Origin of the sequence: Pseudomonas sp. LTGT-11-2Z (assembly GCF_003691445.1) — a bacterium.
Classification (GTDB): Bacteria; Pseudomonadota; Gammaproteobacteria; order Pseudomonadales; family Pseudomonadaceae; genus Aquipseudomonas; species Aquipseudomonas monteilii.
The window spans coordinates 550,141-564,355 of record NZ_CP033104.1 but is presented as its reverse complement, the minus strand read 5'-3'; the positions used below and the strand labels follow the sequence as shown (position 1 = coordinate 564,355).

The window sequence follows — 14,215 nt, the reverse complement described above, 5'->3', positions numbered from 1 at the left end:
GAGCTTGCTCGCGATGGGCCGCAACGCGGCCCTAGGGGCATTACAGGCTTGGCAGCACACCCGCCGGCAGCAAACCGGTCAGGCCACCCTTGGCCAACAGTTCCACGGCCTTTTCGATGTCTGGCGCGAAGAAACGGTCACGGTCGTAGTGCGGCACTTCGCTGCGCAGCGCCTTGCGCGCCTGCTCCAGCTTGGCGGAAGTCTTCAGGCCTTTGCGCAGGTCCAGGCCCTGGCAGGCGCCCAGCCATTCGATGGCCAGTACGCCACGGGTGTTTTCAGCCATTTCCCACAGGCGCTTGCCGGCAGCCGGGGCCATCGACACGTGGTCTTCCTGGTTGGCCGAAGTCGGCAGGCTGTCGACGCTGTGTGGGTGCGACAGGGCCTTGTTTTCGCTGGCCAGGGCAGCAGCGGTCACCTGGGCGATCATGAAGCCGGAGTTGACCCCACCGTTTTCCACCAGGAATGGCGGCAGCTGGGACATGTGCTTGTCCATCATCAGCGAGATGCGGCGCTCGCTGAGCGAGCCGATTTCGGCGATGGCCAGGGCAATGTTGTCGGCAGCCATGGCCACCGGCTCGGCGTGGAAGTTACCACCGGAAATCACATCACCTTCGGCGGCGAACACCAACGGGTTGTCGGACACGGCGTTAGCTTCGATGCCCAGCACTTCGGCAGCCTGGCGCAGCTGGGTGAGGCAGGCGCCCATGACCTGCGGCTGGCAGCGCAGGGAGTACGGGTCCTGGACCTTGTCGCAGTTCTTGTGCGACAGCGACACTTCACTGGAATCGCCCAGCAGGTCGCGGAAGCAGGCGGCGGTGTCGATCTGGCCGCGCTGGCCACGCACTTCGTGGATACGCGCATCGAACGGCGAACGCGAGCCCAATGCCGCTTCGACGCTCAGGCCACCGCAGGCGATGGCAGCAGCGTACAGGTCTTCACCCTGGAACAGACCGCGCAGGGCGTAGGCGGTGGAAGCCTGGGTACCGTTGAGCAGGGCCAGGCCCTCTTTGGCAGCCAGGGTCAGCGGTTCGAGGCCGGCAACTGCCAGGGCTTCGGTGGCCGACAGCCACTGGCCTTTGTAGCGGGCCTTGCCTTCGCCCAGCAGCACCAGCGACATGTGCGCCAGCGGCGCCAGGTCACCGGACGCGCCCACCGAGCCTTTCAGCGGGATGTGCGGGTAGACTTCGGCGTTGACCAGGGCGATCAGCGCGTCGATGACCTTGCGGCGAATGCCGGAGAAGCCACGGCTGAGGCTGTTGATTTTCAGCACCATGATCAGGCGCACCAGGTCGTCATCCAGCGGCGCGCCGACACCGGCGGCGTGGGACAGCACCAGCGAGCGCTGCAGGTTTTCCAGGTCGTGGCTGGCGATGCGGGTCGAGGCCAGCAGGCCGAAACCGGTGTTGATGCCGTAGGCGGTGCGGTCTTCGGCAATGATCTGCTCGACACAGGCAACGCTGGCGTCGATGGCCGGCGCGGCGCTGGCATCCAGTTGCAGGCGCACGGGCGCGGCGTGGATCGCACGCAGCTGGGCCAGGGTCAGGGTGCCGGGCTTGAGGGTGAATTCGGTCACGTTGCTACTCCAAATCGCGTGGAGCCGCAGGCCCGTTTTTCGGTGCCTGCGCGCTCCTTCTTGTTGTTCAGTATCACCCCTTGCGGGGTGCGATCCAAAGCGCGGCGATCAGCCAGTGATCATCGGCAGGTCCAGGCCCTGCTCCTTGGCGCAGTCGATGGCGATGGCGTAACCGGCATCGGCGTGGCGCATCACGCCAGTCCCCGGGTCGTTGGTCAGCACGCGGGCGATACGCTCGGCGGCTTCGTCGGTACCGTCGCAGACAATCACCATTCCCGAGTGCTGCGAGAAGCCCATGCCCACGCCGCCGCCGTGGTGCAGCGACACCCAGGTGGCGCCGCCTGCGGTGTTCAGCAGGGCGTTGAGCAGCGGCCAGTCGGAGACAGCGTCCGAGCCATCACGCATGGCTTCGGTTTCGCGGTTAGGGCTGGAGACCGAACCCGAGTCCAAGTGGTCACGGCCGATCACCACCGGTGCCGACAGCTCGCCGCTGCGGACCATTTCGTTGAACGCCAGGCCCAGCTTGGCGCGCAGGCCCAGGCCAACCCAGCAGATACGTGCCGGCAGGCCCTGGAAGCTGATGCGCTCGCGGGCCATGTCCAGCCAGCGGTGCAGGTGGGCGTCGTCGGGGATCAGTTCCTTGACCTTGGCGTCGGTCTTGTAGATGTCCTCGGCATCGCCAGACAGCGCCGCCCAGCGGAACGGGCCGATGCCACGGCAGAACAGCGGGCGGATATAGGCCGGCACGAAGCCCGGGAAGTCGAAGGCATTGGCCACGCCCTCTTCCTTGGCCATCTGACGGATGTTGTTGCCGTAGTCGAAGGTCGGGATGCCTTGCTTCTGGAAGTCCAGCATGGCTTGTACGTGCACGGCCATCGACTGCTTGGCGGCCTTGACCACGGCAGCCGGTTCGGTCTGCGCACGGTCGCGGTACTGTTCCCAGGTCCAGCCGGCTGGCAGGTAGCCGTTCAGTGGGTCGTGGGCGCTGGTCTGGTCGGTGACCATGTCCGGACGCACGCCACGCTTGACCAGCTCTGGCAGAATTTCGGCAGCGTTGCCGTGCAGGGCGATGGAGATGGCCTTGCCTTCGGCAGTGTACTTGGCGATGCGCGCCAGGGCGTCGTCGAGGTCGGTGGCCTGCTCGTCGACGTAGCGGGTTTCCAGGCGGAAGTCGATGCGGCTCTGCTGGCATTCGATGTTCAGCGAGCAGGCGCCGGCCAGGGTAGCGGCCAGTGGCTGAGCGCCGCCCATGCCGCCCAGGCCTGCGGTGAGTACCCACTTGCCTTTCAGGCTGCCGCCGTAGTGCTGGCGACCGGCTTCGACGAAGGTTTCATAGGTGCCCTGGACGATGCCCTGGCTGCCGATGTAGATCCAGCTGCCGGCGGTCATCTGGCCGTACATGGCCAGGCCTTTGGCGTCCAGTTCGTTGAAGTGTTCCCAGTTGGCCCAGTGTGGCACCAGGTTGGAGTTGGCGATCAGCACGCGCGGGGCGTTGCTGTGGGTCTTGAACACGCCGACCGGCTTGCCCGACTGTACCAGCAGGGTTTCGTCGTCTTCCAGGCGGGTGAGGGTTTCGACGATCTTGTCGTAGCATTCCCAGTTACGGGCGGCGCGGCCGATACCGCCGTACACCACCAGTTCTTTCGGGTTTTCCGCAACCTGTGGGTCGAGGTTGTTCATCAGCATACGCAGTGGCGCTTCGGTCAGCCAGCTTTTGGCGGTCAGCTTGTTGCCACGTGGGGCACGGATTTCAACGTCACGGTATTTGTTGTTGTCGGTCACGGGAAAGGTCCTCTGCGGTCGTCCGCGGGCGGGTATGTCGTGGTCAATATACAAACACACCTTTACTTGTATGTACAAGCATGGACAACCAAAATATTTGGACTGATCCGCTGAACGGCTGAAAAAGCTGGGGCCGCTTTGCGGCCCCGGATATCTCAACGTGAAATGAGTTCGATCAGGCAGAACCGCCCCTGAACCTCCAGCCCAAGCAATTCGTCATTGCCTTCGAGCCGCAGGCAGTCATGCAACCCCAACCGCTGCGTTTCGCGCCCTGCCATGGTCACCTCAACCTGGCTACTGGCCGCAAACAACAACACCGTCGACGCCGAGCTGTACAACCGGCTGGTGCCATCGAACCACTGCAACCGCGCCCGATACCGCTGCGGTGCATAGATCAGGTTGAAATCGCGAATCGGCCCGCCCAGCAGCTTGCAGCTGACCTGGCTTTCGCCACTGAAGGCAAAGGCATCCAACGGCAACAACGGTCGACTGGCCTGGCCATTGACCAGCAGTCGCATGCCATCGCCCTGCAGCACAGTGATGATCCGCTGGTAGCCGGCGAACGTGGAAAACCCGCCCGACTCCTCGATATCGGCAATCGACAGGCGCCAGCCAAAACCGTCCAGCCCTTCACCGCTGTCGCGAGTAATTTCTTCGGTGAAACCGCCACCGTTCTTCCACGGCATGCGCGGGTAATCCTGCGCACGCAACAACTGCAGTTGGCTCATTTACTGAAACGTCCTTCCAGGCGATGACGGGAACCGGGGTGTATCAACCGTGCAGCGGTCACCGGCTGGCGGCCGGACCAGGTGCGGCGGCGAATCAGCAGACAAGGCTCGCCCCGCTCGATCTGCAACAGGGTGCATTCGTCCGGCTCGGCCAGGATGGCCTCGACCACGTGCTCGCCCTCGGTCAGCGGCGCCACCTGGGACAGGTAGGCGTAAGGCGTCTGCCGGGTGAAGTCCTGCTTGAGGTAGTCAGGGGCAATGGCCGCGTTGACGTAGCGGTCCTCGATCTGCACCGGCACGCCGTTTTCAAAATGCACGATCAGCGAGTGGAACACCCGCTGGCCTTCACGCATGTCCAGGGCCAGGGCCCGTTCGGAGCCGGCGGCTTCTTCGGCAAGGGTAATGACCTGGCAGCTATGCTGATGGCCGCGCGCGGCGATTTCGTCGGCAATGTTGTTGACCTCGAACAACGCCGATCGGCCCTTGGGCTCAGCCACGAAGGTACCCACGCCTTGCATGCGCACCAGCAGGCCTTCAGCCGTAAGCTCGCGCAGGGCGCGGTTGATGGTCATGCGGCTGAAACCCAGCTCGCTGACCAGTTCGCTCTCGGAGGGAACCCGGTGGTGGGGCGGCCAGCTGCCGTTGTCGATCTGCTGGACGATCATGTGTTTGACCCGGGCATACAGCGGCGCCGGGCCCTCGCCCATCTGGGCAACCAGCGCGGAGACAGGAGGTGTCGGCACGGCGTTGAGTCCTTTGCAATGGAATGAGCGGTAGCTTGCCGCAGTTTACCCGGCAGGCAAACGCCTGTATATGTATATACAAGTTAACAATAACAGGATTTTACCGATGTCCGTCTACTTCGCCGAACGCGCCCTGCTGCCAACGGGCTGGGCCAACCATGTCCGTATCGAGGTCGCCAGCGATGGCCATGTAGTCAGCATCGAGCCGGGCGCTTCGGCCGAAGGTGCTGAACGCCTGGCCGGCCCGTTGCTGCCCGGCATGCCCAACCTGCACTCGCATGCCTTCCAGCGCGCCATGGCAGGCCTGGCGGAAGTCGCTGGCAACCCCAACGACAGTTTCTGGACATGGCGCGACCTGATGTACCGCCTGGTCGGGCAGATCACCCCGGACCAGCTGCAGGTCATCGCCCGCCAGCTGTACATCGAGATGCTCAAGGCCGGCTACACCTCGGTAGCCGAGTTTCATTACGTGCATCATGACAATGCCGGCAAGGCCTACGCCGACCCGGCGGAGCTTTCCCGCCGCATCAGCGCGGCTGCGGCCGACAGCGGCATTGGCCTGACCTTGCTGCCGGTGCTGTACAGCCACGCCGGCTTCGGCGGCCAGGCACCGAACGACGGGCAGCGGCGCTTCATCAATTCCACCGAAGGGTACCTGCAACTGCAGGCACAACTGTCCCCGATCCTGGCCGCGCAACCTGCACAGCAGTTGGGCCTGTGCTTCCACTCGCTGCGAGCGGTAACGCCTGGGCAGATCGCCGACGTGCTGACGGCCAGCGACAAGCAATGCCCGGTGCATATCCATATCGCCGAGCAGCAGAAGGAAGTGGACGACTGCCTGGCCTGGAGCGGCCTGCGCCCGCTGCAATGGCTGTACGAACATGTGGATGTCGACCATCGCTGGTGCCTGGTGCATGCCACCCATGCCGAGCCGGATGAAGTCACCGCCATGGCCCGCAGCGGTGCCGTGGCCGGGCTGTGCCTGACCACCGAGGCCAACCTGGGTGACGGGATTTTCCCGGCGGTGGACTACCTGGCGCAGGGCGGGCGCATGGGCATTGGTTCAGACAGCCATGTGTCGCTGAGCGTGGTGGAAGAACTGCGCTGGCTGGAATATGGCCAGCGCCTGCGTGACCAGCGGCGTAACCGCCTGTACCGCGCCGACCAGCCGATGGTCGGGCGCACGCTGTATGACGCAGCACTGGCAGGTGGTGCGCAGGCACTGGGGCAAGGGATTGGAGAGCTGGCCGTGGGCAAGCGTGCCGACTGGCTGGTGCTCGACGGGCAGGACCCTTACATCGCCCTGGCGGATGGCGATGCCATTCTTAACCGCTGGCTGTTTGCAGGTGGCGATCGCCAGGTGCGGGATGTGATGGTGAATGGGCAGTGGGTAGTGCGCCAAGGGCGGCATGCACAGCAAGAGGAAAGCGCGCGGGCGTTTGCTCAGGTATTGCGGCAGCTTTTGGGTTGAGTGTACTGGGGCTGTTTTGCAGCCCCAAAAATCAGTGCATTTTTACAATCTGTTGATCAGACGCCCGCCAGATCAAGCGGCTGGTGTCATACCCCTGCTGCCGAGCCTTGGACAACAGGTTCTCACGCTCCCACGCCGGCAATGTCGCCGTACGCGACAGAATCCACAGGTGCTTGCGATCCGGGCTGCCGACCACCGCCGTGCGGTAACGGTCATCCACGTACAGAATCCAGTACTCGCCCCGAGCCACGCCCGGCACCAGCTTGGTAAACCAGTTGTCGAACTCTACCCACAGCTTGTCGGTATGCCCCGGTTCCTGAATGCTGGCGTGCCCCTCGGCACGCAGCCATTCATCACCCATGGTGCGGCAGCGGTTGAGCACGCCAAAGCTGCCATCCGGCTTGAGGTTGTAGTGCGCCTCGGACTGCTCGCAGCCGGTCTGGTAGCGCATAGGCAGGCGTGCCAGCTCGAACCATTTGCCCTGATAGCGCTTGAGGTCGACATTGCCGGCGGTTTTCGGCGCCAGCGGGTCGTGCACGGAGCCTGCACAACCGCCCAGCAGCAACGCCAGGCACACCCCCATCAGCAGGTACGCACGCCTCATTTGAGACCCTGCCCTGAATACATCAGCACCTTGTCAGCGGCGTACTGCACGCTGATGAAGCTCTTCTCGTCCCCCCAGGTGCAGCTGCTCATGCCCAACGCGCCAGAGCACTCGGTCGGCGTGCCGAGCAACTGCTCGACCTCGGCCTTGTTCATACCGGCCTTGATCTTGGAATAGTTTTCCTGGTTGATCTTGCTGCAGGCAGTCAGGACGACGCACAGCGACAACAGGGCGAGGGAACGCAACGACATGAAGGACACTCCTGGAGAGGGGATACAGGCGAGTGGCCTGCAGTGACCTTCGACGGAAAAAACCCTCCCAGGTTCCCTACTCCACCCCATTTACCCCTACACCATTGGTCGGGTGGCCACTACCGTGCGATTAATCACAAAGTAATAGTCATCGCCCAATAAAAAAGGCCGCCCCTTTTAGGAGCGGCCTTGCGTCACGACAGCCTGCGCAGCAGGCCCAATGCCTCAGAACCTGGACCCGGGCTCCAGCAAAAAGTCCATCTCTTCACTGGTACTCGGCCGCTCCAGCACCAGATTGCGGTGCGGGAAGCGCCCGAACCGGGCAATCACGCGCTGATGCTGCTCGGCATAGTCGAGGAAGCCTTCGAACAGCCGGCGATGGGCCTCTGGCTGCTCGTTGAGCAATACCTGATAACGCTCGACACACAGGTTCTGCCAGTCCAGCACCTCGGCATGCTCCAACACCAGCAGCACGAACACCCGCTGGATGGGCAGCAACTGGTAGTCCCAGCCCTTCTGCAGGCCCTGCATGGCCACCACCTGGGCACGCCGGTCGCCCTCGAAAGCGCGCGGCGTGTCGCGGTAGATCATGCGCGGCAGCTGGTCCAGCAGAATCAGCAGGCCCAGCCAGCCCTGCGGGCTTTGCTGCCACTCGTCGAGCCCGCCGGCCAAGGCCTGCTCGGTCAGGTCGCCAAACAGCGCATGGGCATCGGCATCGTGATGCTTGCCGAACCACAGCGTGCTCTTCTCGTCAGCCACGGCCTGGGGACTGGTGCCCCAACCGAACCACCATTCCAGCAACGGCTGCCAAGGTGCGAGCATGACTTACTCCTTGTGGTAGGCGGTAACGCGCTCGACCTCTTCCTTCGAGCCGAGGATCACCGACACGCGCTGGTGCAGGCTTTCTGGCTTGATGTCGAGGATGCGATCGTAACCGTTGGTGGAGGCGCCGCCGGCCTGCTCGATGATGAAGGACATCGGGTTGGCTTCGTACATCAGGCGCAGCTTGCCCGGCTTGCTTGGTTCACGGGCGTCACGTGGGTACATGAACAGGCCGCCACGGGTCAGGATGCGGTGCACGTCGGCCACCATCGAGGCGATCCAGCGCATGTTGTAGTTCTTCTTCAGCGGGCCGGTCTCGCCTGCCAGCAGCTCGCCCACGTAGCGTTGTACCGGGGCTTCCCAGTGGCGCTGGTTGGACATGTTGATGGCGAATTCGGCGGTGCTTTCCGGCACACGGATGTTTTCGTGAGTCAGAACGAAGCTGCCCAGCTCGCGGTCCAGGGTGAAGCCCTTCACGCCATTGCCCAGGGTGAGGATCAGCATGGTCTGCGGGCCGTAGATGGCGTAACCGGCGGCGACCTGCTGGGTGCCTGGCTGCAGGAAGGCGTTTTCGTTCAGGGTTTCGTTCTGGCTCAGGTATTCGTTAGGGCAACGCAGTACCGAGAAGATGGTACCGACCGACACGTTGACGTCGATGTTCGACGAACCGTCCAGCGGGTCGAAGACCAGCAGGTAGGCGCCTTTCGGGTATTTGCCCGGGATCTGGTAGGCGTTGTCCATTTCTTCGGACGCCATGCCGGCCAGGTGGCCGCCCCACTCGTTGGCTTCCAGCAGGATATCGTTGGAAATCACGTCCAGTTTCTTCTGGACTTCGCCCTGCACGTTTTCAGTGCCCATGCTGCCCAGCACACCACCCAGGGCGCCTTTGGACACGTGATGGCTGATTTCCTTGCACGCACGCGCCACCACTTCGATCAGGAAGCGCAGATCGGCAGGGGTATTGTTGCTGCGGGTCTGCTCAATCAGATAGCGACTCAGGGTAACGCGGGACATGTATGGCTCCGAACGGATTGGGGGGGATGAAAAACCCCCGCAGTTTACAGGGAGAGTTGCAGGCTAGCGAGTGATGAGACTCGCCACGGCTCTCTGACGGCACAATAGGTCGGTAGTTCAGCCTTCACCAGGCCGGTGGTCTGGTTGTGGGCCCATTCGCGGGCGCGCCCGCGAATGGCCTCACATCAATCCAAAGCCTTCCAGATCTCGGTGGCATATTCCCGAATGGTCCGGTCCGACGAGAACCACCCCATCCGCGCCGTGTTCAGCACCGCCATGCGCCACCACTCCTGCGGCGTGTGCCACAGTTCCTCGACCCGCCGCTGGGCATCCCAGTAGGCATCGAAGTCGGCGCACACCAGGAAGCGGTCATACGCCACCAGCCCGTCGATCAAGCCGGCGTAGCGCGAAGGGTCGTCCGACGAGAACACACCGCTGCGAATCGCCTGCAGCACGTCATTCAGGCGGTTGGACGCAGCAATCGCCGCACTGGCACCAAAATCACCCGCCTTCTTGCGCGCCTCGACCTGCTGGGCGGTCAGGCCAAAGATGAACATGTTGTCGGCGCCCACCTGTTCGCACATCTCCACGTTGGCGCCATCCAGCGTGCCGATGGTCAACGCGCCGTTCAGCCCGAACTTCATGTTGCTGGTACCGGAGGCTTCATAACCGGCCGTGGAAATCTGCTCGGAAAGGTCTGCCGCCGGGATGATGCTTTCAGCCAGACTGACGTTGTAGTTGGGCAGGAACACCACCTTCAGCAGGCCACGGACGGTCGGGTCGTTGTTCACCACCCGAGCGATGTCGTTGGCCAGTTTGATGATCAACTTGGCCTGGTGATAACTGGCTGCCGCCTTGCCGGCGAAAATCTTCACCCGCGGCACCCAGTTGGTACCGGGGTCGTTGCGTATGGCCTGGTACAGCGCCACGGTGTGCAGCAGGTTGAGCAACTGGCGCTTGTACTCGTGGATGCGCTTGACCTGCACGTCGAACAACGCCTCGGGGTTTACCGTAACGCCTATGCGGTCCTGGATGATGCTGGCCAGGGCGCGCTTGCTGTGCAGGCGCTGGGCGGCGAACTGCTTGCGAAAACCAGGCTTGTCGGCAAACGGCACCAGGCCAGCCAGCCGCCCTTCAGGGTCGTCCTTGAGCTCTGGCCCGAGCGCCTCGACCAGCATGTCGGTCAACTGAGGATTGGACTGGTACAACCAGCGGCGGAAGGTAATGCCGTTGGTCTTGTTGTTGATACGCTGCGGGTAAAGCTTGTGCAACTCGGAGAACACGGTGCTCTTCATCAACTTGCTGTGCAGCGCCGACACGCCGTTGACGCTGTGCGAGCCAAGAAACGCCAGGTTGCCCATGCGCACGCGGCGGCCGTTGTCTTCCTCGATCAGCGACACGGCGCGCAGCACGTCGAAATCGTGCAGGCCTTTGGCGCGCAGCGAGTCGATATGGTAGGCATTGATGAGGTAGATGATCTGCATGTGCCGGGGCAGCATGCGTTCCATCAGCGCGACCGGCCAGGTTTCCAGGGCTTCGGGCAGCAGCGTGTGGTTGGTGTAGGCGAGCGTGCCGACAGTCAGCTCCCAGGCCTTTTCCCACGGTATTTCATGCTGATCCACCAACAGCCGCATCAACTCCGCCACCGCAATCGATGGGTGGGTGTCGTTGAGCTGGATGGCTGCCGCATCGGGCAGGTTGAGCAGGTCTTTGTGCATGTTCAGGTGACGGCGGAGCAAATCCTGCAACGAAGCCGACACGAAGAAGTACTCCTGACGCAGGCGCAGTTCCTGCCCCGCCTCGGTGCTGTCCGCCGGGTACAGCACGCGAGAAATGCTCTCGGCCCGCGCCACTTCGGCCACGGCCCCCAGGTGGTCGCCTGCATTGAAGCGTTCAAGGTGCAGCTCTTCCAGCGCCCGCGCACGCCACAAGCGCAAGGTGTTGACGCTGGACCCGCGCCAGCCGACAACGGGCGTGTCGTAGGCGACCGCCCGCACCGTTTCACCCGGCGACCAGACCTGGCGCTGGGCACCGCTATCATCGCTCAAGGTTTCAACGCTGCCGCCGAAGCTGATCGGGTAGATCACCTCGGCACGCTCGAACTCCCACGGGTTGCCGAAATCCAGCCAGTTTTCGGTCTGCTCCTGCTGCCAGCCATCGACCACGGCCTGACGGAACAGCCCATGCTCGTAACGGATGCCATAACCATGGGCGGCAATGCCCAAGGTGGACATACTTTCCATGAAGCATGCTGCCAGCCGGCCAAGGCCTCCGTTACCCAGCGCGGCATCGGGTTCGAGCAGGCGGATGCGCTCCAAGTCCACATCCAGCCCTTCCAGTGCATCGCGGGCGATGTCCAGCAGCCCCAGATTGCTCAGGCTGTCGTAAAGCAGGCGCCCGATAAGGAATTCCAGGGAGAGGTAGTAGACCCGCTTCTGGCTGCGTCGATAAGCCTGGCGGGTATGGTCCATCCAGTGGTCGACCATGTGATCGCGCGCAGCCAGGGCAATGGCTTCGAACCAGTCATGGTCGAAGGCGTGCTCCGGGTCCTTGCCAACCGCATAGGTCAGCTTGTTCAGTACGGCGGCGCGAAAATCCGCGACTTCGGCGTCACGTGCTTTGGGTTCCTGGGACATGCGACATCCTCGGGCAAGTTGACGAAAGCGGAGGGAGATTGTTGAGACTAGACCCTTCGACCGGGAGTGACAGTTACGGTTCGCAGTTTTCATGCCCACTCTGCGATTCCGGCAAAAGGTTGTTCATAAATTGAACAATTCCGGTATCATCGCGCGCCCCAAGACCGTGATCCACCCTATAACGATGAAAACGACCCTGATCGCCGCCGCCGAAGTCGACCGCCTGGAGACTTGGCAGCGCTATGCCAGCCACATGTGCGGTGGCTGCCACTCGACCTGTTGCACCCTGCCGGTGGAGGTGAAGATCAAGGATCTGATCCGTATCGGCGTGGTAGACGAGTTCGAAAAAGACGAGCCGCCGAAAAACGTGGCCAAACGCCTGCAGAAGGAAGGCATCATCGAGCGCTTCAACCAGAAGTCGGGCATCTTCACCCTGACCCGGATGAGCAACGATGACTGCATGTACCTGGATCGCAAGAGCCGGCTGTGCACCATTTATGACAAGCGCCCGGATACCTGTCGCAACCACCCCAAGGTTGGGCCGCGACCGGGGTATTGTGCGTACAAGCCCAAGGTGGTTGGGCGCTGATCGTTAGCCTTCAAGTGCCGCTTCGTGGGCTTGCCCGCGAAGAGGGCAGCACAATTCCTGAAGGCATAAAAAAACGCCCCCGGCCTTTCGACCGGGGGCGTTTTCATTCAGCCTGAGCTAACTCAGTTCTTGGCTTTCTTGGCAGCGCGGGTACGCTCGCCTTCGTCCAGGATCTTCTTGCGCAGACGGATCGACTTAGGCGTCACTTCGCACAGCTCGTCGTCCTGGATGAATTCCAGGGCCTGTTCCAGGGTGTGGCGAACTGGCGGTACCAGGGCGATGACTTCGTCTTTGCCCGAAGCACGCATGTTGTCGAGCTTCTTGCCTTTGGTCGGGTTCACGCCCAGGTCGTTGTCACGGCTGTTCAGGCCGATGATCTGACCGTTGTAGATCTCCTGACCGTGCTCGACGAACAGCTTGCCGCGCGCCTGCAGGGTTTCCAGCGAGTAGGTCAGCGCCTTGCCGGTTTCGACCGAAACCAGAACGCCGTTCAGGCGGCCGGACATCTGGCCCGACTTCATGGTGTCGTAACGATCGAAGATCGAGGTCAGGATGCCTGCACCGTTGGTCAGGGTCAGGAACTGGTTACGGAAGCCGATCAGACCACGGGCTGGAATGTTGTACTCCAGGCGCACACGACCCTTGCCATCCGGAACCATGTTGGTCAGGTCGCCTTTACGCAGACCCATCTCTTCCATCACCTTGCCCTGGGATTCTTCAGGGATGTCGATGGTGACGTTCTCGAACGGTTCCTGCTTCACGCCGTCAACTTCGCGGATGATTACTTCAGGACGGCCTACGGCCATCTCGAAACCTTCACGGCGCATGGTTTCGATCAGAACCGACAGGTGCAGCTCACCACGGCCCGATACCTTGAACTTGTCAGGGGAATCGGTTTCCTGAACGCGCAGAGCAACGTTGTACAGCAGCTCTTTGTCCAGACGGTCCTTGATGTTACGGCTGGTGACGAACTTGCCTTCTTTACCGCAGAACGGCGAGTCGTTGACCTGGAAGGTCATGGAAACGGTCGGCTCGTCAACGGTCAGCGGCTTCATCGCTTCTACCGCATCCGGGGCGCACAGGGTGTCGGAGATGAACAGCTCGTCGAAACCGCTGATGCAGACGATGTCGCCAGCCTGGGCTTCTTCAACGTCTACACGGTGCAGGCCGTGGTGGCCCATCAGCTTCAGGATACGGCCGTTACGCTTCTTGCCGTTGGTGTCGATGGCAACAACCGGGGTGTTCGGCTTAACGCGACCACGGGCAATACGGCCAACGCCGATAACGCCGAGGAAGCTGTTGTAGTCCAGTGCGGAGATCTGCATCTGGAACGGGCCGTCACGGTCAACAGACGGTGCAGGTACGTTGTCGACGATCGACTGGTACAGGGCGGTCATGTCTTCGCCCATTTCGGTGTGGTCCAGGCCGGCAATGCCGTTCAGGGCCGAGGCGTAGACGACTTTGAAGTCCAGCTGTTCGTCGGTAGCACCGAGGTTGTCGAACAGGTCGAAGATCTGGTCCAGAACCCAGTCAGGACGTGCGCCCGGGCGGTCAACCTTGTTGATCACGACGATTGGCTTCAGGCCGGCTTCGAAGGCTTTCTTGGTCACGAAGCGGGTTTGCGGCATCGGGCCGTCCTGGGCGTCGACCAGCAGCAGCACGGAGTCGACCATCGACATTACACGCTCAACCTCACCACCGAAGTCGGCGTGGCCGGGGGTGTCGACGATGTTGATGTGGTAGCCGTTCCAGTTGATGGCGGTGTTTTTCGCCAGAATGGTAATACCGCGCTCTTTTTCCTGGTCGTTGGAGTCCATGACGCGCTCGTCGTTGAGCTCGTTACGCTCCAGAGTGCCGGACTGACGCAGGAGTTTGTCGACCAGGGTGGTTTTACCATGGTCAACGTGGGCGATGATGGCGATGTTACGCAGATTTTCGATCACAAGTGTATCTCGATCAGAGGATTTGGTTGCCGCCCAGTGTAGGCGGCCAATATGTACTG

12 protein-coding genes are annotated in these 14,215 nt (G+C 62.3%); 2 read left to right on the top strand and 10 right to left on the bottom strand.

The genetic code is table 11. From position 1 onward, the window contains the following. Nucleotides 1–40: 40 nt before the first annotated feature. The 4 genes from hutH to hutC form a co-directional block, all read right to left on the bottom strand. Entirely contained in the window at nt 41–1,573 is a 1,533-nt protein-coding gene (gene hutH, locus D8767_RS02610) for a histidine ammonia-lyase (protein ID WP_016712450.1), read from the bottom strand. A gap of 108 nt (nt 1,574–1,681) precedes the next feature. Continuing rightward, a complete protein-coding gene (hutU, locus tag D8767_RS02605; protein ID WP_016712451.1) occupies nt 1,682–3,355 on the bottom strand; it encodes a urocanate hydratase in 1,674 nt (557 codons plus the stop codon). Nucleotides 3,356–3,510: 155 nt separating this feature from the next. Then, the gene (locus D8767_RS02600; protein WP_016712452.1) at nt 3,511–4,083 is read right to left on the bottom strand and encodes a HutD family protein; all 573 of its coding nucleotides are present in this window, start codon (nt 4,081–4,083) and stop codon (nt 3,511–3,513) included. Next, nucleotides 4,080–4,790: a histidine utilization repressor gene (gene hutC, locus D8767_RS02595; RefSeq protein WP_174244684.1), complete on the bottom strand. Its 711-nt coding sequence runs from the start codon at nt 4,788–4,790 to the stop codon at nt 4,080–4,082. The genes D8767_RS02600 and hutC overlap by 4 nt, the downstream gene beginning before the upstream one ends. Before the next feature lie 142 nt (nt 4,791–4,932). Here hutC and D8767_RS02590 point away from each other — a divergent pair, with 142 nt between their 5' ends. After that, nucleotides 4,933–6,297: a formimidoylglutamate deiminase gene (locus tag D8767_RS02590; RefSeq protein WP_028698456.1), complete on the top strand. Its 1,365-nt coding sequence runs from the start codon at nt 4,933–4,935 to the stop codon at nt 6,295–6,297. A 31-nt stretch (nt 6,298–6,328) separates the two neighbouring features. Here the strand turns inward: D8767_RS02590 and D8767_RS02585 are convergent, their stop codons facing one another. The 5 genes from D8767_RS02585 to D8767_RS02565 all read right to left on the bottom strand — a co-directional run bounded on the left by D8767_RS02585 (nt 6,329) and on the right by D8767_RS02565 (nt 11,624). Further along, nucleotides 6,329–6,901 carry a lipocalin family protein gene (locus D8767_RS02585; protein WP_016712455.1) on the bottom strand — a complete coding sequence of 191 codons (573 nt, stop codon included), beginning with the start codon at nt 6,899–6,901 and terminating at the stop codon, nt 6,329–6,331. Next, nucleotides 6,898–7,152 (bottom strand): outer membrane protein assembly factor BamE, encoded by a 255-nt coding sequence (bamE, locus tag D8767_RS02580; protein WP_003249234.1) that lies wholly within the window; start codon nt 7,150–7,152, stop codon nt 6,898–6,900. The genes D8767_RS02585 and bamE overlap by 4 nt, the downstream gene beginning before the upstream one ends. 225 nt (nt 7,153–7,377) lie before the next feature. Next, nucleotides 7,378–7,974 carry a DUF924 family protein gene (locus tag D8767_RS02575; RefSeq protein WP_016712456.1) on the bottom strand — a complete coding sequence of 199 codons (597 nt, stop codon included), beginning with the start codon at nt 7,972–7,974 and terminating at the stop codon, nt 7,378–7,380. A gap of 3 nt (nt 7,975–7,977) precedes the next feature. Continuing rightward, complete coding sequence (locus D8767_RS02570) at nt 7,978–8,988, bottom strand: class 1 fructose-bisphosphatase (RefSeq protein WP_016712457.1); 1,011 nt, start codon at nt 8,986–8,988, stop codon at nt 7,978–7,980. A 185-nt stretch (nt 8,989–9,173) separates the two neighbouring features. After that, nucleotides 9,174–11,624: a glycogen/starch/alpha-glucan phosphorylase gene (locus D8767_RS02565; RefSeq protein WP_016712458.1), complete on the bottom strand. Its 2,451-nt coding sequence runs from the start codon at nt 11,622–11,624 to the stop codon at nt 9,174–9,176. 184 nt (nt 11,625–11,808) lie between these two features. Between D8767_RS02565 and D8767_RS02560 the strand changes: the two genes are divergently transcribed. Then, a complete protein-coding gene (locus tag D8767_RS02560) occupies nt 11,809–12,213 on the top strand; it encodes a YkgJ family cysteine cluster protein (RefSeq protein ID WP_016712459.1) in 405 nt (134 codons plus the stop codon). A gap of 122 nt (nt 12,214–12,335) precedes the next feature. Here D8767_RS02560 and typA read toward each other — a convergent pair whose 3' ends face one another. Then, complete coding sequence (typA, locus tag D8767_RS02555; RefSeq protein ID WP_016712460.1) at nt 12,336–14,156, bottom strand: translational GTPase TypA; 1,821 nt, start codon at nt 14,154–14,156, stop codon at nt 12,336–12,338. Nucleotides 14,157–14,215 lie beyond the last annotated feature (59 nt).

Coding starts and splice junctions, on each gene's coding strand:
- D8767_RS02600 (WP_016712452.1), bottom strand. CDS start 4,083: ATGAGCCAACTGCAGTTGTTGCGTGCGCAGGATTACCCGCGCATGCCG.
- hutC (WP_174244684.1), bottom strand. CDS start 4,790: ATGGGCGAGGGCCCGGCGCCGCTGTATGCCCGGGTCAAACACATGATC.
- D8767_RS02590 (WP_028698456.1), top strand. CDS start 4,933: ATGTCCGTCTACTTCGCCGAACGCGCCCTGCTGCCAACGGGCTGGGCC.
- D8767_RS02585 (WP_016712455.1), bottom strand. CDS start 6,901: ATGAGGCGTGCGTACCTGCTGATGGGGGTGTGCCTGGCGTTGCTGCTG.
- bamE (WP_003249234.1), bottom strand. CDS start 7,152: ATGTCGTTGCGTTCCCTCGCCCTGTTGTCGCTGTGCGTCGTCCTGACT.
- D8767_RS02575 (WP_016712456.1), bottom strand. CDS start 7,974: ATGCTCGCACCTTGGCAGCCGTTGCTGGAATGGTGGTTCGGTTGGGGC.
- D8767_RS02570 (WP_016712457.1), bottom strand. CDS start 8,988: ATGTCCCGCGTTACCCTGAGTCGCTATCTGATTGAGCAGACCCGCAGC.
- D8767_RS02565 (WP_016712458.1), bottom strand. CDS start 11,624: ATGTCCCAGGAACCCAAAGCACGTGACGCCGAAGTCGCGGATTTTCGC.
- D8767_RS02560 (WP_016712459.1), top strand. CDS start 11,809: ATGAAAACGACCCTGATCGCCGCCGCCGAAGTCGACCGCCTGGAGACT.